Source organism: Actinokineospora baliensis, from assembly GCF_016907695.1.
In the GTDB taxonomy this organism is placed as follows: Bacteria; Actinomycetota; Actinomycetes; order Mycobacteriales; family Pseudonocardiaceae; genus Actinokineospora; species Actinokineospora baliensis.
On record NZ_JAFBCK010000001.1, the window covers coordinates 5,628,042 to 5,650,098 of the forward strand.

15 protein-coding genes are annotated in these 22,057 nt (G+C 71.7%); 12 read left to right on the forward strand and 3 right to left on the reverse strand.

Annotated features, from left to right (window positions below; translation table 11 throughout):
* Positions 1-66: 66 nt before the first annotated feature.
* The 3 genes from JOD54_RS25230 to JOD54_RS25240 all read left to right on the forward strand — a co-directional run bounded on the left by JOD54_RS25230 (position 67) and on the right by JOD54_RS25240 (position 4,086).
* The gene (locus JOD54_RS25230; protein WP_204453781.1) at positions 67-792 is read left to right on the forward strand and encodes a discoidin/SUN/FTP domain-containing protein; all 726 of its coding nucleotides are present in this window, start codon (positions 67-69) and stop codon (positions 790-792) included.
* Between the two features lie 195 nt (positions 793-987).
* Positions 988-3,093 carry a M6 family metalloprotease domain-containing protein gene (locus JOD54_RS25235; protein ID WP_239573502.1) on the forward strand — a complete coding sequence of 702 codons (2,106 nt, stop codon included), beginning with the start codon at positions 988-990 and terminating at the stop codon, positions 3,091-3,093.
* 90 nt (positions 3,094-3,183) lie between these two features.
* Entirely contained in the window at positions 3,184-4,086 is a 903-nt protein-coding gene (locus JOD54_RS25240; RefSeq protein WP_204453783.1) for a tetratricopeptide repeat protein, read from the forward strand.
* A 54-nt stretch (positions 4,087-4,140) separates the two neighbouring features.
* Here JOD54_RS25240 and JOD54_RS25245 read toward each other — a convergent pair whose 3' ends face one another.
* Both JOD54_RS25245 and JOD54_RS25250 read right to left on the reverse strand, forming a co-directional pair.
* Positions 4,141-7,728 (reverse strand): BTAD domain-containing putative transcriptional regulator, encoded by a 3,588-nt coding sequence (locus JOD54_RS25245; RefSeq protein WP_204453785.1) that lies wholly within the window; start codon positions 7,726-7,728, stop codon positions 4,141-4,143.
* A gap of 93 nt (positions 7,729-7,821) precedes the next feature.
* Complete coding sequence (locus JOD54_RS25250) at positions 7,822-9,546, reverse strand: AfsR/SARP family transcriptional regulator (RefSeq protein WP_204453787.1); 1,725 nt, start codon at positions 9,544-9,546, stop codon at positions 7,822-7,824.
* Between the two features lie 190 nt (positions 9,547-9,736).
* Here JOD54_RS25250 and JOD54_RS25255 point away from each other — a divergent pair, with 190 nt between their 5' ends.
* From JOD54_RS25255 to JOD54_RS25280, 6 genes are all read left to right on the forward strand, one after another.
* Positions 9,737-10,120 carry a hypothetical protein gene (locus JOD54_RS25255; protein WP_204453789.1) on the forward strand — a complete coding sequence of 128 codons (384 nt, stop codon included), beginning with the start codon at positions 9,737-9,739 and terminating at the stop codon, positions 10,118-10,120.
* Positions 10,121-10,201: 81 nt separating this feature from the next.
* Entirely contained in the window at positions 10,202-10,825 is a 624-nt protein-coding gene (locus JOD54_RS25260; RefSeq protein ID WP_204453806.1) for a helix-turn-helix transcriptional regulator, read from the forward strand.
* Positions 10,826-10,976: 151 nt separating this feature from the next.
* The gene (locus tag JOD54_RS25265; RefSeq protein WP_204453808.1) at positions 10,977-12,239 is read left to right on the forward strand and encodes an ABC transporter substrate-binding protein; all 1,263 of its coding nucleotides are present in this window, start codon (positions 10,977-10,979) and stop codon (positions 12,237-12,239) included.
* Positions 12,240-12,939: 700 nt separating this feature from the next.
* Complete coding sequence (locus JOD54_RS25270; RefSeq protein ID WP_204453809.1) at positions 12,940-13,839, forward strand: carbohydrate ABC transporter permease; 900 nt, start codon at positions 12,940-12,942, stop codon at positions 13,837-13,839.
* Positions 13,836-14,657 carry a carbohydrate ABC transporter permease gene (locus JOD54_RS25275; protein ID WP_204453810.1) on the forward strand — a complete coding sequence of 274 codons (822 nt, stop codon included), beginning with the start codon at positions 13,836-13,838 and terminating at the stop codon, positions 14,655-14,657. Before JOD54_RS25270 ends, JOD54_RS25275 begins: the two co-directional genes overlap by 4 nt.
* A gap of 6 nt (positions 14,658-14,663) precedes the next feature.
* Entirely contained in the window at positions 14,664-16,025 is a 1,362-nt protein-coding gene (locus JOD54_RS25280) for a GH1 family beta-glucosidase (protein ID WP_204453811.1), read from the forward strand.
* 2 nt (positions 16,026-16,027) lie between these two features.
* On the opposite strand, the gene JOD54_RS25285 is transcribed toward JOD54_RS25280, so the two are convergent.
* On the reverse strand, positions 16,028-17,296 hold the full coding sequence (locus JOD54_RS25285) for a COG1470 family protein (protein WP_204453812.1): 1,269 nt from the start codon (positions 17,294-17,296) through the stop codon (positions 16,028-16,030).
* A 151-nt stretch (positions 17,297-17,447) separates the two neighbouring features.
* On the opposite strand from JOD54_RS25285, the gene JOD54_RS34615 reads away from it, so the two are divergent.
* The 3 genes from JOD54_RS34615 (at position 17,448) to JOD54_RS25300 (ending at position 21,870) form a co-directional block, all read left to right on the forward strand.
* Positions 17,448-18,071, forward strand: a complete 624-nt coding sequence (locus tag JOD54_RS34615) for a response regulator transcription factor (protein ID WP_307860267.1) — start codon at positions 17,448-17,450, stop codon at positions 18,069-18,071.
* Positions 18,072-18,208: 137 nt separating this feature from the next.
* Entirely contained in the window at positions 18,209-21,202 is a 2,994-nt protein-coding gene (locus JOD54_RS25295; protein ID WP_204453815.1) for a DUF11 domain-containing protein, read from the forward strand.
* Positions 21,199-21,870, forward strand: coding sequence for a Pvc16 family protein (locus tag JOD54_RS25300; protein WP_204453817.1), 672 nt, complete (start codon positions 21,199-21,201; stop codon positions 21,868-21,870). Before JOD54_RS25295 ends, JOD54_RS25300 begins: the two co-directional genes overlap by 4 nt.
* The last annotated feature ends 187 nt before the right edge of the window (positions 21,871-22,057 follow it).

Below are 22,057 nucleotides of genomic sequence, written 5' to 3' on the forward strand. Positions count from 1 at the left end.
CCCATTCAGCTCCTTCCCGCGGTGTCCCCCGCGGTCCCCCGCACCCTGATTCGAGAGGAACCACCGGTGCGCCTCCTCGCACGCACGCACGTCCTGCCAGCCTCCCTGGCACTGGCGAGCATCGCCCTCGTCGGCGTCCTCGTCCCGGCCGCCTCAGCCGGTCCGCGGGCCGAGGGCGACTCGAGCTACCTGCTCACCACCACCCCGCCCAGCTCGCCGCCGTCGACCACCGGCACCTGGGACCCCTGCTACCAGGGCCCGCCCTCGAGCCCGCCATCGGGCACGACCTTCCTGGCCACCCCCACGCAGACCAGCAACACCATGCCGACCAGCGTGCCGACCACCCCCCGGCCACCGCTGCCCGGTGAGAACTTCGCCCTCTCGGGCGTCGCCAGGTCCTCCTCGAACCTGACGGCCCACTACCTGCCGTCGAAGGTCAACGACGGCAACACCGGTACCGCCGCCAACTGCAATTACGCCTGGGTCAGCGCCAACCGCGGCCTGGACAACATCGAGTGGGTGTCGGTCACCTGGCCCATCACCCGCAGCGTCAGCCACGTCGTCGTGCACAACACGCTCGGCCTGGAGACCCGCGACTTCGACATCCAGCTGCTCAACGAGAACGGCCGGGTCTGGGACACCGTCGCCACCTACAACAACAACACGGCGACCGTCGTCAAGTCGTGGTTCGGCGCCCGCAACACCCGCGGCGTCCGCATCCTGGTGAAGGTGGGCACCACCGCGAGCCCGACCATCGCCCGCGTCAACGAGATCCAGGCGTTCGCCTACTGATACCGCCGATCGGGGTGGGCGCGACCGCGCCCACCCCGATCGGGCCAGGTGGGGGCGCTGGAGTCCACATGTACCACGACACCCGGCGCGTCCACTTGGGCTATCAGCTCGGATACGCTGATTTCCGTTAACTGGCAACGGTTTCACCCGGAGTTCCGGCCGCTAGCATGAGCGGACCGACACTTCGGAGGCTGCATGTACCTCAGGCGGGTTCGTCGACGGAGTCCTGTTCTCCTGGGCGCCGCGCTCTTATCGGTTGGCGCGCTGATAGCGGGCAGCACCGGCGCGGTGGCCGCGCCCCCACCGGAAGGGCCCGAACACCAGTGGCAGTACGACCACTGGCCCCAGCAGCAACCGTGGCAGCAGACGCGCGACGAGGTCAGGGTGGCGGCGCTGGGCGGGTTCCCCGGCCCGGTCGACCCGCAGAACTGGGTGAACCCCGACCACATGACCTGGGAACGGGACTACCGCAAGGTCCCCGGCACCAACTGGGCTGACCCGGCGGTCAAGGGGTCGACGCGCACCTTCAAGGGCGCGCTGGTGCTGGTGGACTACTCCAACCAGCCGTTCGTCGTGACCCAGCCAGCGCACTCGACCGTGTTCGGCAACCCCAGCACCGAGGCCAACGGCATCCCGCGTGCGCAGGTCGGGCAGTACTACCAGGACTTCCTCAACAAGCCGGGCAAGCTCAACCGCGGCCACACCGTGCACGAGTACTGGATGGAGAACTCCGGTGGGCGCTACGGCGTCGACCTGAAGGCGTTCGGCCCGTACACGATGCCGGGCAAGGACCACGAGTACGGCATGGAGTTCCAGGCGGGCACCGGCTGCCCGGCCGGGGACACCTGCACCCGCGACCTGCGCACCGACGGCCGCGCCGCCTGGGTGGCCGACGTCGGCGCCCAGGTGCCCGCCGGGTTCGACTTCGTCTACTTCCTGTCCGCGGGCCAGGACGAGACGAGCACCTGGCAGGAGTTCGGCACGATGAAGTTCCCGGCCAAGGAGGACGTGACCGACGCGTTCGGGCCGCCGGACGAGGCGCTGCCCAACTGGTCGCGCACCCGCTACGTGGACTGGACCTCCTGGGCGTCGGGTTCCACCTTGTGGCCCAACGCCGGTGGCGGGTCGTCGACGCAGGCGGAGAGCTCGGGGCAGGGCGTGTACGCGCACGAGCTGAGCCACCTGCTCGGCATCGGCGACAACTACAACAACCCCTTCGGCACCCCGCCGCGCCGCGACTACTCCGGCATCTGGGACATGCTCTCCCGCGGGTCGTTCAACGGACCGGGCGGGCCGCACTCGCGCTGGGTCATCCCGGCCACCGGCGGCGCGTCGATGGGCGCGCAGCACATCCTGCGCAACAAGATCAAGCTCGGGATCGTCGACGAGCGCAACGTGCTGCGGCTCTCCCGCGAGGCACTGGCCGACTCCGGCGTGGTGGTCGCGCAGGTCACCGCGCGCACGGTGCAGCCGGGCCGCGACGGGCTCTCCGGGGTCAACATCGCCTTCACCGGCGGCGACCACACCCCGGCGTGCGACATCACCACCAACCCGTACTGCGACGGCGGCGGCTACGAGAACTACACCGTCGAGGTCGTCGACCGGATGGGCTCGGACTCGTTCACGCCGGACTCCGGTGTGCTGCTGGCCAAGACCAAGAACGAGGACCGCGCCCCGTTCGCCTGGGTGATCGACGCCAACCCGCAGGACATCGGCATGACCGACTACGTCCTGCCCGACGGCCGCAAGGTCCCCATCACCCTCGGCGACTACCGCCAGCTCTCCGACGCCCTGTTCCACGCGGGCACGGGATCAGGCAGCGAGTACGAGTTCGTCGACCAGGCCAACCGCCTGCACTTCTACGTCCTCGACGTCAAACGCGACCGCAAGGGCATCCTGTCCTACACGATCGCGATCCGCTCCCTCGACGGCGCAGGCCCCCAACGCCGCGGCGTCCGCCTCCAGCCCACAGTGGCCCGGGCGAACCACGGCCTGGCGACCTGCCAGATCCCCCTCCTCAACACCGGCCGCGCCACCAAACCCGCAGGCCAACACCCCGAAGACGTCAGCACCTACCTCAACAACGACGTCTACCGCATCACCGCCAAGACCACCGACCGCGGCTGGACGGTCCAGGTACCAAACGCCTTGGCCACGGCCAAGTTCGGCCACCAGGTCCAGATCCCGATCAACGTCAAGCGCGACAGCGGCCCCCCGGTCACCAAGGTGACCCTGACCGCCACCTCCGAGAGCAACCCATCGGCGACCGCCACCACCACGTGCGTGGTGCTCGGCCGGTGAGTTACCGGGAGCGGGCACAACCGCGTGCCCGCTCCCGGGCTCGGATCCGCATCTCGCGACGTCGTGTTAGCACTGTGTCACCATGTGACGATGTCGATCGCGTCGTTGCAGCCCTATCTGACGGCCATCGCCGCGGTGGTCAGCCTGACCACGCTTGCCATGATCCTGCGCCTGTCCGTCTCGTTCCGCCAAGCGGCTCGGGACCGTGCCGAGGTTCTAGAGGAAAAGAACAAGTACCTCCAAGAGCAGCTGGCCGCGTCGGAATCGATGTCCAAACGCGTAGATGAGTTCCGCGCACTGGAAAACGGACAGCTCAAGGAACAGTTGCGAGCGCTGCTCGATGACACTGGCGCCACCCTTGACGCGCTTGTCGTCGGCAAAGTCACCGACAGCCTCGAGGCGGGCATCAGGAACTCCATCGAGTCCTTGGTCCGTCGGATGGAGACCAGGCAGGACGAGATCGCAGATCCTGCCTGGCACCTCGAGCTCGCGAAGGGGCACATGGTCGGGCACGACTGGCTCCAGGCGGCGGTGCACTTCGGCGAGTACCTGAAGGTCCATTCGGACGATCCGGTTGTGCACTTCTCGCGAGGAGTCGCCTTCACCAATGCCCGCGCAGGCCGTTCGACCGATCTGGCCGCGATGCTGTCCTACAGCCAAGCTGTCGCTCACACAGCCGACAACGACATCGCGCTCAGGGCGCTGTGCCTCTCGCGACGCGGAGCGATGCTCAAACGTCTCAGCCGCCTTGACGAGGCTGAGGCCGACCTCCGCCTTGCCCTGCGCTGGAACTCGGACAGGGCGACGTTCAAGGACATCTGGTACAACCTCGCCTGCGTGCACGCCATGCGAGGAGAACGCGACCAACTGCTCGCGATGGTGGACAAGCTAAAGGGAAGCCACCTCGAGATCAGCAGGATCCGAGACCACCTTGGCACCTACTTCGCCGGATTCGCCGAGGATGAAGAGTTCTCGCGGGCGATCGGCGTGTAGCTGCGGTGATGGCTGCGACGCGGTACCCGCTCCCGCGCTCGGCAGGTGCTGGGGTTAGGGCAGGTGGGTGGTGAGGGCGGAACGGGAGGTGGAGCCGAGTTTGGCCAGGATGGTGGCCACGTGGGATTGGATGGTTCGGCGGGGTAGGGACAGGGCTGTGCCGATCTCCGGGTTGGACATGCCGTGGGTTACGAGTTCGGCGATGCGTTTCTCCAGGGGGGACAGGGCTTCGGCGGCGGGGTACTGGGTCGGGCGGGGGTGGCCCAGGGTCTGCATGCGGGTATCGAGCCTGTGGAGGTCCCAGTGGGCGGAGCGGGCTGTGAACAGGGCCGTCGCTTCGGTGCGGGTGGCGGTGGCGGCTTCTACGTCGCCTTGGGTGGCTAAAGCTATGGTGGCGTCGGCGAGGGCTGTTGCCAGTTCTACTGGGCGGCCGACTTCGCGGTAGTGGGTGGCGGCGCTCAGGGCTGGGGCTGGGTCGCCGGTGATGAGGGTTTGGCAGTGGGCAAGGGCGGCCGCGGCGCGGGCCGGGGTGACTTCCTTTGAAGCCTCCTCGATGGACACCGCCAGGGCCTGTTCGGCTACAGATGTAGACCCCGCGGCCAGGGCGAGGCGGATGACGTCGGGGAGCCATTGGTGGCGGAGCATGAGGCGGGCGTAGTCGGGGCGTAAGACCGGTTCCAGGAGGCGGAGGGCCTCGGGCAGGTCGCCGCGTTGTTCGGCGGCCAGGGCGGTCGCGGCGAGGTGGAAGTCGTAGCTCTCGCGTTCGGAGTCGGTGCTCGGCTGGTGCGCTCGAGCGGCGTCGAGGTGCGCGGCGGCCTGGGCCCGGTCGCCTCTGCGGCCCGCGATGAGGGCGGCGACGCCGTGCAGCAGCAGGGCCGCGGAACCGGGCTCGCGCATGCCGTAGAACGTGATCGCCGGGCCGTCCTCGGTGACGGTCTCCAGTTCGGCGAGGGCCTCGTCCCACCGGCCGGTCCAGTAGTGGTGCACCGCCGCCGACACCTGCATCCCGGCAGGCAGGCTGTGCCGGGCCGCGACGGCCCTGGCCGTGCGCAGCGAGTCCTCCGCCTCGTCGAGCCGGTCCAGGTTCTGCAGGGTGAACATCCGGTTGTCCAGCAGGTCGAAGCGCAGCTCCGCGTGCGCCCCCACCTCGGTGATCGCCCGGTCGACCCACCCCAGCGCGCGCTCGTGGTCGCGGCGGATGGAGTGCACCAGCCACAGGGTCTGCGCCGCGTGCGCCTTGGGGTACGGGGCGAGCGCCTCGGCGTGGGCGTCCACAGCGGACAGTTCGGCGGCCGACAGGTCCGCCAGGTCGCCCCGGCGGAAGTTGGCCAGCAGCGACTGGTGCCGCACCCGCCACAGCTCCGGTACGTCCTCGACCGCCAAAGCCGCGCGCAGCCGGGTGATCGCCTCCTCCCCCGCCCCCGCGCGGTGACAGGCCGCCGCCAGCAGGTGCCGCATCTCCGCGGCCTGAGCCGGATCGGGGTCCAGGTCCAGCCCAGCGGTAGCGGCGCTGGACGGGTCGCGGCCGAGTCGGAACTGGGCGCGGGCGAGCGCCGCGTGCAGTGACGCCACCCGTGCGCCCGTGTCCACCGCCCGCTCCAACACCGCGACAGCGACCAGTGGCGCGCGGTTTCCGATCGTGGCGTGGTGCGCGACCAACCACCCGGTCACCCACGGATCGGCCGGGACCTCCCCCGCGGCGAGTTGCTCCGCGACCCGCTCGACCGACGCGCCCACCCGCGTCAACGCCGCCGCAGCCGCCCGGTGCGCAACGGTGCGCTCCCCCGCCGACATGCTCTCGTACACCGCTTGGCGCAGCAACGAATGCCGGAACGCGAGCCGATCCCCGGCTTCCACCACAACCGATGCGGTCAACGCCTCGTCAAGTCGCACAACGAGCTCGGCAACGGCAAGGCCAGCCACCTCGGCCAGTTCCTCCACACCGAACTCGACCCCCAGCAACGCGGCCGAGCGCAGCAGCGCACGAGTGTCCGGCGAGAGCAGTTCGACCGTCTGGTGCACCGCCGACAGCAACGACCGGGGCGCGAGCGCAACAGTGCTCGGCGCGACCTCGGCGATCCCGTCGGTGACCTCGACGGCGCCGGTGCGGGTCAACGCGTGCGCCATCTCGCGCAGGTACAGCGGGTTGCCCGCGGCCCGCGCCGCCATGGTCCGCAGCCGCGGCCCCGGCCCGGCACCGACCAGCCCACCGAGCAGCGACTCGGCGTCGGCCGTGGCCAGCAGGTCGAGGGTGAGCACGTGCCCGCCCCTGGACAGCACCCCGCGCCTGGCCCTGCCGACTTCGGCGCTGCCTGGGGCCGGGCGGGTCGCCGCGACCAGCAGCAGCGGGAGCTGGCGGGTCGCGGCGGTGAGCCGGTGCCAGACGAGGACGCTGGCCGGGTCGGCGCGGTGCAGGTCGTCGAGCACCAGGACCAGCGGTGCCGCGGCGCAGACCCGGTCGACCAGGTCGAGCAGCCGGTCGACGGCGGCCGGGGTCGGGTCGGCGGGTCCCCAGCCGTGGTGGTCGGGGTCGCGGGTGAGCTGGGCCGCCAGGTCGGCGCGGCGCGGATCCGACGAACCGACGTCGACGGCGAGGCAGCGCAGGATGACCTGCAGCGGTGCGCGCTGGTCGGTGGGGCTGGCCCAGCCGAGCTGGCAACCCTGGTCCGCGGCGTCGGCGAGCGCGGCGGCCAGCAGCGCGGACTTGCCCAGGCCGGGCTCGCCCTCCACCCACACGGCGTTGCCCCGCCCGGCGGCCGCTTCGGCGACCAGGCCGCGCAGGGTGGACACCTCGGTCGACCGGCCGAGCAGGTCGGACCGGGTCACCGTCGCGGGCAGGACCAGCAGGCGCCGCGGTGCCCGGTCGGCCGCGTGGTGCAGGGACGGGTCACGCGTGACGATCCGCTCGTGCAGTGCCCGCAACGCCGGGCCGGGTTCGATGCCGAGCTCGTCGGCGAGGGCCCGCCGGGTGTCGTCGTAGACGGCCAGCGCGTCGGTGCGCCTGCCCGATCTGTGCAGGGCGAGCATCAGGTGTTCGCGCAGCCGCTCGTCGCGGGGGTCGCGGGCGACCAACTCGGTCAGCTCCGCGACCGCTTCGCTGTGCGCGCCGAGTTCCATCACCGCGCGCACCCGCAGTTCCAGCGCCCGAGCCCGGGATTCGGTCAACCGGTGCCGTTCCAGCTCGGCGGACGGTCCGGGGACCCCGGCGTAGGCGTCGCCGTGCCAGAGGGTCAGCGCGTCGTCGAGGCGCTGGCGGGCACCGCGCCAGTCACCGTCTTCGCCCTGTTGGGCCGCCGTGGTGCGGGCGAGGTCGAACGCGGTGGCGTCCACGGCGGCCGGGTCCACGCGTAGGCGGTATCCGGCGGTGGTCGACTCAAGCAGGGCACGGGCGTCACCGAGCGCGCGGCGCAGGCCGGACACGTAGGTGTGCAGGCTGCCGCGGGCGCTGGCGGGTGGGTCGTCGCCCCAGATTCCGTCGACCAGGTCCGCGGTCGGCACCGCGATCCCGGCTCTGGCTGCGAGCATGCCGAGGACCGCGCGCTGCCTGGCCGGTCCCAGCGCGAGTTCGGTGTCGCCGCGCCACGCCCGCATCGGCCCGAGCACGCGCACCCGGACCGGCTCCGCCGTCAAGACGTCTCCCATCGCTGCCACCCTCCCGTCACGAGCGGGGTGCGCGGGAGGTTCACCGCCATTTCATCCCCTGTTCGGCGATCGGTGTTCGCCCGGCAGGAGCAATCAGGCTTCCACCCGCGCGGACTCCGGTGTATCACCTGGCAGCAGCAGTCGGACGAGGGAGGCCGTGAGTTCGGTGCGCGCCGGGGCGGGCAGGTCGTCCTGGGCGATGGCGTGGCGCAAGGCCCGCACGGCCAGGGCTGGGGTGAGCACGTCGACGTTGTTCGCCAACCAGTCAGCCGCCCACCCGTGCATGGGTGCGGCCCCTTCCAACAGGTGCGTCACGACCAGGTCTGCCGAGATGTGGGCAGCGGCGAGGTCCTTGGCCAACTCGCGGTGCAACACGACCCGCACCGCGCGCGGCAGGCCTTCCACCAGAACCCGCCTGACCGAGGGCTGGGCGAACCGCACCCGCCCTTCGGCCTCTCGTAGGACATCAGAGGCCAGCGCCTCGGCGAACCACTCCGTCCCCGGGTGTGCCGCCCTCACCTCAGTAGGCGCCCGATCCGTCCCTAGCAACGCGACCCGGCGCAGTGGCTCGACCAGCACCGCGGGCAACATCCCAACCCGGGCTTGAACGACGCGATCAACGTCGCCTGCTGCGTCGATCAACGCTGCCGCGAACCCGGGATTCCCGCCGGACTCCCGCACGACCGCGAGGTCACCACCCGCCAGAGCGGCGATGTCCTGGTCGGCGAGCGGCCCCAGGGTGATCACCAGTGTCGCGTGGTCGCGCAGGGCGGCCAGGTCGGACCTGGGTCGCGTCGCGACGATCAGCGGGGTTCCCCCCGCGAGCCACCGCACGCACCGACGGAGGGCGGCCTCCCCGGCCCACTGCAGGTCATCGAAGACGACCAAACCAGCGCCCACAGGCTCAGGCAGGTCACCCGTCCGCTCCGAGACCTCGTAGCAGCTGTGTGTCACGCCTGTCAGCGCCTCTCGCAGCAACGCTGACTTCCCTGCGCCTATAGGCCCCTCAATCCACACGAGGCCGCTGGGCCTGGCAGCGACCGCACGCAGCGCTGCGACCTCAGCAGTGCGACCCACGTATCCGCTGGCCACGCGCGCGGGCTGGGTGCCGGTGAGGATGCGCTCGTGCAGTGCCCGCAACCCCGGCCCGGGTCGACCGCCCTCGTGGAACACCTCGATGGCCCGCGCGGGGCGCCCGCTGGCGGCCAGTGCGGTCATCAACAGCGACCGCAGGCTGTCGCGGTCCGGGTGCTCGGCGGCGAGCACGGTCAGTTCGGCCGCGGCGTCACCGGCCCTGCCCGCGTCGAGCAGCAGCCGGGTCCGCCGCTCCAACAGGGTCAGCCTGATCTCGGCGAGCCGGGTCCGCTGGCCCTCGGCAAACGGGCCCGTCACCCCGGACAACGGCTCACCACGCCACAACGCCAACGCGGCGTCCACGGCGGCGATGTCGGTCGTGCGGGCCAAGAGGCGGTCGAGGTCCCGCACGTCGAGGCCGTCGTCGGGCAGGTCGAGCAGGTACCCGGACTCTGTGGTGCGCAGCACCTGTCCGGAGGTCCACCTGGCCCGGCTCGGTTCGAGGGCCCGCCTCAGGTCGCCGACGTAGGTCTGGATGATCCGCGCGGCGCTGGCGGGCGGCCGGTCCCACAGCCCGTCCTCCAGCCTGCTCCGGGACACCACCTGACCCGCGCCCATGGCGAGGAGGGCGAACACCGCCTGTCTCCCCGCCGACCCGAGCGGCAGCACGAGCCCGCCGCGGCGCGCCTCGACCGGTCCCAGCAGCCCGGCCCACAACGGCCCCGCGTCGCCCTCCGCCGTCATCAACCCCCGCCATCACCCTGCGCGACTCCCCAGTCACCACGACGGTAGGGCGGTCGCCGGTGCCGCCGCAACCAACCCCCGACCCCGGTCCCGGCGGGCACACCCGGCGGTGTGGCCGGGCAGAGCGGGGCGCACGTGCTTCCGCCGGTGCCTCCGCACGTGGTGCGCTGGGCGCGTCTGCGGAGGTGTGATGGACATCTGGTCCGGGGAAGAGTCCGACGAGCGGGGCGGGCCCGAGGACGGCGAGGGCTTCGCGGGTGAGTTGTTCCTCCAGCTCGCCGACAGCGGCTGGCTGGTGGTGGAACCCGAGGTGGGGCTGCGGGTGATCGCGCAGCTTCGGCAGACGCTGGAGGTGGTGCGCGGCCGGGTGCGGCTCGCCGAGCTCTCCCGCAGGCTGCGCGACACCGCGGGTGACGACCTGGAGCCGGAGGTCGACCAGGCCGCCGTGGACTCGGTGTTCGCCGAGCAGATCACCGCGGGCCGGTGGGAGCAGGCGCTGGTGGAGCTGCCCAAGTACATCGAGGCGTTCCGGCGCGCGGCCGGGCTGCCTGAGCAGCGGGAACCCGAGCGGTAGCGCCCCGGGCGCGGACGTGAAGGATTCGTTGAGTCAGGCCCGACAGGCTGGTGGCACACGAGTGTCGGGGAGGGGAACGCGATGGTGCGAGTCCACGTCGTGGTCCGGTCGGCGGACCCGCTGACGCTGGCCGGGCTGGTCGGGCAGCTGGGGGCGCAGCCGAGGATCCAGGTCAGCACCGGTGGTCAGACCGCGGCGACCGAGGTGGTCGTGGTCGGTGCCGACCGGCTGACCCAGGAGCTGGTCGGCGAGCTGCGCGCCGCGGCCGCGGAGTTCGGCGCGCCGGTGGTGCTGGTCGCCGACGGGGTGACCGAAGGGGAACTGCTCGCGGCCGTGGAGTGCCGGGTCGTCGCGGTGGTGCCGCGGGCGTCGGCGACCGGGGGGCGGTTGGCGCACGCGGTGCTCACGGCGGCGGAGGGCGGCGGGGTGCTGGGGCCGGAGCTGGTCGGGGGCCTGCTCAAGCACCTCGACCGCATCCAGCGCGACCTGCTCGCCCCGCGCGGGCTGACCGCGTCCGGGCTGACCACGCGGGAGATCCACGTGCTGCGGCTGATGGCCGACGGGCACGACACCGCCGAGATCGGCGTCCAGCTGTGCTACTCGGAACGCATGATCAAGAACGTCATCCACGGCCTGACCCGGCGGCTGAACCTGCGCAACCGGTCCCACGCGGTGGCCTACGCGCTGCGGGCGGGTGTGATCTAGGTCCGGTGATCGATTGGGCACTGACCGTGGGTGGGTAAGGGCAACGCGGGCGCCGCGGCGCTGCGGGGGCCGAGCCCGTGCGAGCACCGTGGTGCCGACAACGCGACGTCCGCAGGGGGTCGTCGCGCGGGGTCGGCGAGGGAGGACGCGGATGCGGCGGGGACGGGTGGCATGGCTGCTGGCGGTGGTCGCGCTGGGGGCGCAGGCGGTGGCCGGGTGTTCGGCGAGTGCCGAGCAGGGGAAGGTGCGGATCACCGTGGCGACCTTCGGCGAGTTCGGCTACGAGCCGCTGTTCGCCGAGTACGAGCGGCTCAACCCGGGGATCGACCTGGTCGGCCGGGTCACCGACTTCGACTCGCACCACAAGGGGCTGATCACCGCGCTGGCCGCCGGTCGGGGCGCGGCGGACGTGGTGGCCGTCGAGGAGCAGTACCTGCCCGCGCTGCGCCGCTCGCGCGACAAGCTGGTGGACCTGTCCCGCTTCGGGGCCCGGGAGCTGCGGGACCGGTGGACGCCGTGGAAGTGGGAGCAGGGCGTCGTCGGGGACGCGGTGCTCGGGCTCGGGACCGACATGGGCGGCCTGGCCATGTGCTACCGAACCGACCTGGTCGCGCGCGCGGGCCTGCCGACCGACAGGGACGCCCTCGCCGCGCTATGGCCGACCTGGGAGGCCTACGCCGAGGTCGCCGACCGGTTCGCCGCGCGGGTGCCCGACGCCAAGTTCACCGACTCGGCGGGCACGGTCTACACGGCGATGCTCAACCAGGCGCAGGAGAACTACTTCCGCACCGCCGACGACGCGTTCATCGGCGACAGCAACCCGGCGGTGACCCACGCGTTCACCCTCGCGGGGTCGATCGGCGCCAAACACCAGACCGCCGCCCTCACCACCTTCACCCAACCGTGGAACGTCGGCATCAACCAGGGCGCGTTCGCCACGATGACCTGCCCCGCGTGGATGCTGGCCCAGATCAAACAAGCCGGTGGCCCCGGCGGCGCCGGAACCTGGGACGTGACCACCGTCCCCGGCGGCGCGGGCAACTGGGGCGGCTCGTACCTGGTGGTCCCCGCACAGGGCGAACACATCGAAGCCGCCTACGCCGCAGCGAAGTGGCTGACCGCGCCGGAACAGCAGAAACGCCTCTTCGAGACCGACAACATCCTGCCCAGCCAACCCAGCGTGTACCGCGACCCGACGGTGCTGTCGCAGACCGACCCGTACTTCCGAGGAGCACCGATCGGACGGATCTACGCGGCCTCGTCAGATGCGGTGCGGCCCAATCACCGGGGCGTGCGAGACGCGGACGTCCGCCCGATCTTCGGCCGCGCCCTCGGCCGCATCGAAGACGGCAAGCAAACCGTCGACCAAGCATGGCGACAAGCCGTCGACGAGGCCCACACGGTCCTCCGGTGAGGCGGAAAATCGAGCCCGGTGTGTCCATCGCGGAGGCGGCGCGCCAGTTGGGCCTGGTCAAGCAGACTCTGAGGAACTGGGGCGCGTGGCGGCGTTGTGTCCGATGTGGATGGTCGGACCCCGGTGGTGGGTCTGTACGCGAGGTGTTCGCCGAGCCGCGCCGCACCCTGGATACCGTCGTATCCACGCCGAGCTCGCACGCCGAGCCGTGACCTGCGGGTCGGAACTCATGCGAGCGCTTAAGCGTGAGCTGGGACGGTTCCCGGTCGGGCCACGACGTCAGCCGGTCATGACCATCCAGGTGCCGGAAGTCCACGCCACACCCGGCCTCCTCCGCCGCCGTGATGTCACCGCCGACCGCCCCGGACGGGAACTAGTGGGAGACATCACCCATATCCCCGCCAGGCAAGGATGGCTCTATGACCTCCACTCGCGCCACACTCACCCCATACACTGCCTTTCAGGGAATTGCCGCCTACATCGAACTCTTCTGCAGCCACACCCGAATCCACTCCACCCTCGGCTTCATCACCCCAATGAAGCCGAAAACCACTACCACGCAACATCATCAGCAGCCTGAAACCCACATAGCTACTGTCCGAGAACCCCATGGCAGCCCACCCGGGCCGCCCACACAGAGCGTATCGGGTTTCGGGCCCTGTCAAGAGGGTTCGGCCGGGGCTGTGGACAGGTGAGGCCGTTGTGGACAACGAGGGTCCGAGCTCCCGGGGCGCGAGCGGTCGCGCCGTACCTGCTCGTAGCGCCGTTCTTCCTCGTCTTCGGGGCCTTCGGGGTGTTCCCGTTGGTGCGCACGGCATGGGTGTCGGTGCACCGGTGGCACCTCATCGGGGGCGACGAGGGCTTCCGAGGATTGGACAACTTCCGCCACCTGCTCGGGGATCCGCTGTTCTACAACGCCCTGGGCAACACCGTGAGCATCTTCCTGCTGGCGACCGTCCCCCAACTCGCACTGGCCCTATGCATCGCAACGTTGTTGGCGCGGCGCAGGCCCGCTTGGCAGGTGTTGGTGCTCGTCCCGAACGTGGTGCCGGTGGTGGCGGTCGCATTGGTGTTCGGGCAGTTGCTGGGCCGCGACTACGGCATAGTCAACTTCCTGCTCGGGCAGGTGGGGGTCGGCCCGATCTCGTGGCAGGCCGAGACGTGGGCGGCGCACCTGGGTGTCGCGGTGATGGTGATGTGGCGGTGGACCGGGTACACCGCACTGCTGTACCTCGCCGCGATGCGATCCGTGCCGCGCGAGCTCTACGAGGCCGCCGCGTTGGACGGGGCCGGTGGGTGGCAGCGGTTCCGCGTGGTCACGCTGCCCGGGATCCGCCCCACGGTGCTGTTCACCGTGGTCGCCTCGGCCATCGGTGGGGTTCAGATGTTCACCGAACCCCAACTGTTCGACGGTTCCGGGCTCGCGGGCGCGGGTGGCAGCGACCGCCAGTTCCAGACCGTGGCGATGTACCTGTACGAGGTGGGCTTCGGGCGGTTCGACGCCGGGTACGCGGCCGCGATGACCTGGGTCCTCTTCCTTTTCTGCGCTGCTTTCGCCGCCACAGCGGTCGTTCTCGTGCGCCGACTGGTCAGCCGATGACCGTCCGCGTCCGGCACCTGGCCGCGCTGGCCGCTTTGGTGGTGTTCTCGCTCTTCCCGCTCTACTCGACCGTCGTGGTGGCCTCGCACGACAACGCGGACCTGGCGAGGGCGACTCCCCCGCTGCTGCCGGGTGGGCGGTTGCTCGACCACGTCAGCGAACTCCTCGACCGGGTGGACCTCGGCCAGGCGATGGTCAACTCGGCGGTGATCGCGGGCACGGTAGCCGTCGCGAACGCGTTGTTCTGCACGGTGGCGGGGTTCGCGTTCGCGCGGTTGCGGTTCCGCGGCAGGGAAGCGCTGTTCGCCGTGGTGCTGGGATCGGCGATGGTGCCGACCCAGCTCGGCATCGTGCCGGTGTTCATGGTGGTCGACGCGCTGGGGTGGTACGACACGTTCGCGGCGGCGATCGTGCCCGGGCTGGTCAGCGCGTTCGGGGTGTTCTGGATGCGGCAAGCCTGCCTGGAAGCGGTGTCGGACGAGCTGGTGGACGCCGCGAAGGTCGACGGGTGTTCGCTGGCGCGGGTCTACTGGCACGTGGCGCTCCCGGCACTGCGCGGTCCTGCGGCGGTCCTTGCGATGCTCTCGTTCGCCACGTCCTGGAACGAGTTCAGCTGGCCGCTGGTCGCGCTCGACCCGAACGACACCCCCACCGCGCAGGTCGTGCTGTCGCGGTTGGCGGGCGGCTACTACACCGACTACCCGCTCGTGCTGACCGGGGTGCTCGTGAGCATCGTGCCGGTCCTGCTGCTGTTCGTCCTGTTCGCCAGGAAGGTCGTGGCCGTGCTCGCGCGCGGCGCGGCCGAGACCGGGAGGTGATGTGCTGTGGCAGGGGATCGGGTCTTCCCGCCGGGGTTCCTGTGGGGTGCCGCGACAGCGGCGTACCAGATCGAGGGCGCGGCGGCGGAGGACGGGCGCGGACCGTCCATCTGGGACACTTTCGCGACCGTGCCGGGAGCGGTCGAGGGTGGTGCCAGCGGCGCCACGGCGTGCGACCACTACCACCGCTTCCGCGAGGACGTCGCGCTGCTCGGCGAACTCGGCCTCGGCGCGTACCGCTTCTCCACCGCGTGGCCGAGGGTCATGCCCGACGGCCGCACCCCGAACCCGGCGGGCATCGCGTTCTACGACCGGCTCGTCGACGCGCTCCTCGAACGCGACATCACCCCCGTACTCACCCTCTACCACTGGGACCTGCCGCAAGCGCTGCAAGACCGCGGCGGCTGGCTCGAACGCGACATCGCTTCCTGGTTCACCGAGTACGCGACAACAGTCCACAACAGACTGGGAGACCGCGTCACGCAGTGGACCACGCTCAACGAACCCTTCTGCTCGGCGTTCCTCGGCTACGGAACAGGCGTCCACGCCCCAGGTCTGCGCGATCCGAAGGGTGCGCTGCGAGCGGCCCACCACCACCTGCTGGCCCACGGCCACGCGGCCCGCGCGCTGCGAGCGGCGGGCGCGACCAGCGTCTCCATCGCGCTGAACTTCTCCCCCGCGCTGCCCAACAGCCCCGATGACCACGACGCGGTCCGCCGGTTCGACGCCGTGCACAACCGGTTCTTCCTCGACCCCGTCCTCGGCCGGGGCTACCCGGCCGACCTGCTCGACGACGTGGCCCACCTCGACGGCTTGCACCCCGCCATCCACGACGGCGACCTCGACGTCATCGCCGCGCCGCTGGACTGGATCGGCGTCAACTACTACGCGCCGACCAGGGTGACCTCGTTGCCCGACCCGACCCAGCCCAGCAACTGCCCGCTGCCCGGTCTGCGCGGCATGTCCGTGACACCGCCCCGGGAACCGGTGACCGTGACCGGCTGGGAGCAGCACCCCGAATCGCTGACCGACTTGCTGGTGCGGCTCGGGCGCTGCGGGATTCCCTTGGTGGTGGCCGAGAACGGGTCGGCGTTCCCCGATGTGGTCGACCCGGATGGCCGGGTGCGCGACAGCGACCGGGTCCGCTACCTCGCCGAGCACCTGCGGGCCGTGCACGCCGCGATCGAGGCAGGCGCCGATGTCCGCGGGTACCTGGCGTGGTCGCTGCTGGACAACTTCGAGTGGGCTTGCGGCTACGGTCCCCGCTTCGGCGTGGTGCACGTGGACTTCACCAGCCAGCGGCGGGTGGTCAAGGACAGCGGGTGGTTCCTGTCCCGGGTGGCCACCCGCAACGCCGTCCCGGACTGAGGTCACTGCAGGTCGGCGAGCTCGCCGCTGACGTTGAGCATCTCGAAGCAGTTGCGGGCTTGCCGACCCGTCGCCGGTGTGCCGGGCTTGGCGCAGGTGACGTTCACCGTGACCGCGGCGCCCGCGGGGATATCGATCGGGGTCACCCAGTGGTAGTCCTGGTTGCGGAAGGTCTCCAGGGCGATGGTGGTGACGGTGCGCTCGCCGAAGACGATCGTCAGCACGCCCTCGTCGCCCTGGTGGTTGCCGACCAGGATGTCGGTCACGCGGAACACCTTGCCCTCGGGCACCACGTACGTACCCGTGCCGAGGCCGCCGGTGTTGGTGCGCACCTCGATCGTGCTCGAGCTCTGCGTGCCCGCCCCGCCCGCGCTGTTGCCGTCGGCGCCGGGCTCACCGACCTCGTCGCCCCCACCGGGCTCGGGCGCGGTTGTCGTGGGCGGCGGAGGCGGCGGCACCGGGGTCTGCCCTTGGGTCTGCCCGGCCTCGGCGATCTCCTCGGCCCGGTCGTCGACGGCCTCACGCGCGGCGCTGCGCACCGCGGGTCGCACCAGCAGGAGCCAGGCCAGGAGCAGCGCGAGCAGCAGACCGAGCAGTGCCAGCAACCACCGGGGGAACACCGGCAGCTGGATGAACTCGCCCGCCAGCTCGTGTTCGCGCGGTTCGGGTTCCTCGGCGACGCCGCCCAGCCGGATCGGCCAGGTGACCGGTTTGCCGAACCACAGGACCTTGCCGACCCGGACCCGCACCGGGATCTCGGCTTCGGCACCGGGTTCGACCGGTGTCGGCGCGTCGGTGGTGGTGTAGCGGAGCCGGTCGTCGACCTCGATGGCGGCCAGCTCCAGCGCCACCGGCGTGTTGCCGTCGTTGTGCGCGAGGACGCGGTAGCGGGCCGACCGCCACGCCCTGCGCCGCTCGGGCACCAACTCCAGGCGCTGCTCGGCGAACGGGGCGATGTCCACCACCGTCTCCGACACCACCACCGAGTCCGGCCGCTCCACGGGCAGCACCCGGATCCCCAGCGGGGTCTCACCCGCGCGGACCGAGGGTGAGCGCGGTGGTCGCAACCGGACCAGGACCGGCTGCGAGGTGCCCGGGTAGAGCGACAGCCGGGCCGGTTCCACCTCGGTCCACGGCGCGCACTCCCCCACCACCTCGAACCCGTAGGCCTCGACGATGTCGCTGTCGTTGCGCACCGTCAGCGTCGTGGTGGTCTCCGCGCCGGGGACGACCCGCACCGTGCGCCGCTCGAAGTCGGTCGATGTGCTCACCCGGGTGACGCTAGCCACGGCCGAACGTGCTGCGGCAGGGGGAAAAGGGCAGTCGGTGGGCACCTCTCGTGCACAGCCCGGCCGCGGTCGCTGCCCGCCGCCGGTGCCGCGGCGCAGGATCGGGGCAGTCACCCGGCGTCAGGAGGACAGCGTGAACAGAATCCCGGTAGCGGTCTACGCGGACGACCCGATCCTGCGCGGCGGCACCGTCCACCTGCTGCGGTCGCGGCCCGAGGTGGAGCTGCTCGGGCCGGACGAGGAGGCCACGGCGACCGTGTCGCTGGTGGTGGTCGACACCGTGGACGACGAGACGGCCCGGTTGCTGCGCGGCCTGCGCCGGGGCGGGGCGACCAGGACCGGGCTGGTGGTGGGCCGGTTCGACCAGAACTCGTTGCGCACCACCATCGAGTGCGGGGTGGCCGCGGTCGTGCGCCGCGCCGAGGCCACCCAGGACCGGCTGGTCGGGGCGATCACCGCGATCGCGGGCGGGGAGGCGGTGCTGCCCGGCGACCTCCTGGAGACCCTGCTCGCGCACGTCGGCAGGCTGCAGCGCGGCGTGCTCGACCCGAACGCCCCCACACTGTCCACTTTGTCCTCCCGGGAGTCCGACATCCTGCGGCTGGTGGCCGACGGCCTGGACACCGCCGAGATCGCGCTGAAGATGTCGTACTCGGAGCGGACGGTGAAGAACGTGCTGCACGAGGTCTCCACCCGGCTGAACCTGCGCAACCGCGCGCACGCCGTCGGCTACGTCATGCGGCACGGCCTGATCTGACGGCTCCGCCCCGGTCGGGCAGCGGCACCGGCCCGCGCGGGCACGGGGTGCGCCGCGACGGTGCCCGCCGGGACCTCGGCCCCACCGCGCCACCGGGTGACGATCACCGCGTGGCCCAACACCGCGAGAGGACACCCGTGTCCAGAACGCTCGTCGTGCTCACCGTCCTGGTGTCGCTGAGCACGGTGGTGACAGCGGCGGCACCGACCGTCGCCCAGCCGCCGAGGGATCCGGTCCCGACCAGGATCGCCTTCGCGGGCACCGGCCACCGCAGCATCGGCACCGTCGACAACCCGGTGCCCGATCGGCTGGACCCGACGGAGCCGCTGTTCGGGCCCGGGGTGGCGCACTACGACGACGACGTGTTCGCCCGCGGCGACCTGGTCGTGTTCACCAGCAGGCGCGACAGCGCGCGGCCGCAGGTCTACGTGGCTGAGGCGGACGGCGCGGTGCGCGCGCTGACGACCGAGCGGGACGCGGCGCGGCCCGTACTGTCACCCGACCTGCGGACCGTGGTGTTCGACTCCGCCGAGGGCGGTCAGCGCGACCTGTGGGCCGTCGGGGTCGACGGCACCGGTGAACGCAGGCTCACCAGGACACCGCAGGACGAGACGGCGCCGAGCTTTTCGCCCGACGGGTCCGAGATCGCGTTCGCCAGGTCCGGCGAGATCCTCGCCCAGCCCCTCGCGGGTGGCCCGGCCGTGCGGCTGACCGACGAGCCGGTTGGCCAGGCGAGCCAGCCCGCGTGGAACCCGCGCGACGGGCGGATCGCCTACACCGTGGACTTCGGCGCGACGGGAACCCGGATCCACGTCATCTCGGGCGGGGCCAGGGCCGCCCAGGGCACTCCCCTGCTCGGCGGCGGGCAAGCCGACTGGAGCATCCACTCACCGCGCTGGAAACCCGACGGGGTGAACCTGCTGTTCCTGACCAAGGACCAGGACTGCACCTGCACGGCGGACCCGGCCGTGCTGAAGGTGTACTGCATCGACACCGGGACGCTGCCCGCCCCGCAACTCCCGGATCTCCTCCTGGCCGAGAACCGCTCGGTCTCGTCACCCACCTGGCAGGTGCTGGGCGGCACCCAGCGGTTGCTGGTGGCCCGAACGAGCGCGCCGACGGCGAACACCGCGACGTTGCAGGACATCCAGCCGAACGGGGTCGACCCGCGTGACCTCGGTGTTCCGGTGCTGCGGGAGGACCCGGAGGCGGTGAACGACCCGAACCTCCTGTTCCACCCCCGCGCGACCTACGACCCGTGGACGCAGCGGCAGTCCTACTCCCCCGACGGGCGCCAGATCGTGCTGAGCCGGTTCGAGGACGAGGTGGGCAGGCGGGTGCAACGGCTGTGGCTGGTCGACGCCGACGGGGCCAACCCGCGGCGGATCCCGGTGGCCGACCGCCAGCCGACGGACTGGGAGTTCGACCCGGCCTGGTCACCCGACGGCCGCTCGATCGTGTTCGCCAGGCGCTCCCCCGGCGGGATCCGGCCAAACGGGGGTCCCAGCCGGATCGTGGTGATCGACGCGGAGTCCGGGGCGGTGCGCGGGCGGCTGCTCCCGCCGCCCGAGGTCGCCGACCAAGAGGACACCCAGCCCGCGTGGTCACCGGACGGCCGGACGCTGTCGTTCACCCGGGGTCTGGTGACCGACGGGCCCACCGGCGAGGTCAGGGACAACCACGTGTGGGTGGCCCGCGCGGACACCCTCGGTGCGCAGCGGGACCTGAGCGCGGCGGTGTGCGGGTTCGACTGCGCGGTCACCGACGACGGCTCGGCGTTCAGCCCGGACAGCCGCGTGCTCGCCTTCAACCGGGAGAACGACGGCGTGCTGCTGGTGTCGCTGACCGGGGACGACTGCCGGGTGGTGCTGCCCGCGGGCGGCTCGTCCTGCTCGACCCCGATCACCAGCGCGACCGGCCCGTTCCAGCCGCGTGACGTGGCGTTCTCGGCCGAGGGCGACCGGCTGGTGCTCACGACCCGCCGCGAAGGCGACGCCCGGTCACCGGAAGCGCTGGCGGTGCTCGACCTGACCACCGGTGAGCTGACCCGGCTCGACTGGGACCTGCCGGGGCGGCAGAAGGAGCCGACCTGGCAGCAACCGGTCAACCTCGCGGTGGTGGCACCGCCCCGCCTGGTCGGCACGGTCGGCGAGCGGGTGGAGGTGCCGGTGGACGTGGTCAACCACGGGCCCGCCGACACGCCGAGCGCCGTCGTGACCGGATCCGTGCCCGAAGGGCTGCGACTCGACGAGCTGCGGGTGCCCCGGGGGCGGTGCGAGGTGGTGGAGCGGCGCTGCGTGTTCGACGAGCTGCCTCCGGGCGCGTTGGTGCGGGTCACGGCGGTGTTCACGGCGGTCGTGGCCGGGCGGTGGACGGTCCAGTGGACGGTGGCCGGGCCGATCCTGGACTCGACGCCCGCCGACAACGGGACCGCGACGGTGGTCGAGGTCGACTCCCCAGCACCCCCCGATCCGCCGCCACCGCCACCCGCCGGACCGGCGCTGACCGTGGCCGTCACCCCGAATCCCTCCTATGTGGACGGACGGGCGATCGTCACCTACACCGCGCGCAACGGCGGCCCCAGCCTGGCCACCGGGTTGCGCCTCGACTTCACCCTGCCCGCGGGAATGCCGGTGGCCGCCCTGCCGCCGGGCTGCACGGCGACCGGTTGTGCGTTGCCCGACCTGTGGCCGGGGATGACAGCCTTGGTGCAGGTGGTCCTGGCACCCCAGGCGCCGGTGGTCACCGAGGTGCGCGGCCTGTTGCGCACCTCCGGCACCGACAACGACCTGGCCGACAACACGGCCACCGCCCCGATGCGGGTGCTACTGCCGAAGATCGTCGCGGTCCCCGACATCGGCGAACCCCGGTTCGTCACCTCGGTGCGCGGCATCGACTTCCCGCCCGGCGCCCCCGTAGCGTTGACCTGGTCACCCGGCATCACAGCGGCCGCGTCCCCCACATTCCCCGGCGGCGACGGCAAGTTCATCGCGCAGCTGCTGATCCTGGCCAAGGACCAGACCGGCCCGCGCACGATCACAGCGAGTGGGGTGGGATTCCGCCCGGCGACGACACCGTTCCTGGTGGTACCGGGGTCCATCGCCCCGCCCGACATGGTGGGGCGCCGGTGATCCACGAAGTGGACGAGGCCCTGCGGGCCCTGCTGGCCGACGGCGGCGTCCCCGGAGGAGGAGGCGAGCTCGCGTTCGAGGCCCCCACCACGGAGTGGACCGCCCGGCGCACGGTGCCCACGGTGAACGTGTTCCTCTACGACATCCGCGAAGACCGGGCGCGGCGCGGCACCGGGACCATCGAGGAGCTCGACGAGACCGGCACAGTCACCGGCTGGCGCGACCCACCCCGCTGGTTCCGCCTGTCCTACCTGGTGACGGCGTGGACGAACCGCCCGCAAGACGAACACCGGCTGCTGTCACAAGCGCTGACCTGCCTCATCCGGCGGGAACGAGTGGACGACCGCTGGCTGACCGGGACCTTGGCCGAGCTGGGCCTGTCGGTCACCCTGGAGGCAGCTGGGCCCGTATCGCAAGGCAGTGCGGCGACCGACATCTGGTCAGCCCTCGGCGGGGAACTCAAACCCGCCATCGACGTGCTGGTCATCGCGCCGCTCATCGGCACGCACACGGCAGCGGGGCCGCCGGTCACCGAGGGCATCGTCCTGCGCACCCCGGACGAACCCGGCCACCACCTCCGATACGAAGACACCAGGGCAACGGGCGACGGCTTCGCGGTGTCCCGCCCCCGGCCGACCCGCCGCAAACGCGGAGGCCCGATCCGATGAGCTCCCACCTGGCCGACCTGGCCCAACCGGAGAACCGAACGCAGGCCGCCATCGACGACCGGCAACTCCAGCCATTGCCTCCGATGCAAGGACACCGAAGCGACCGGCAACAGGTTCGCGATGTCGCCGCCCGGCCGACCCGCCGCAAGCGCGGGGGCCGATCCGATGAGCCCCCTCCAGAGCCACC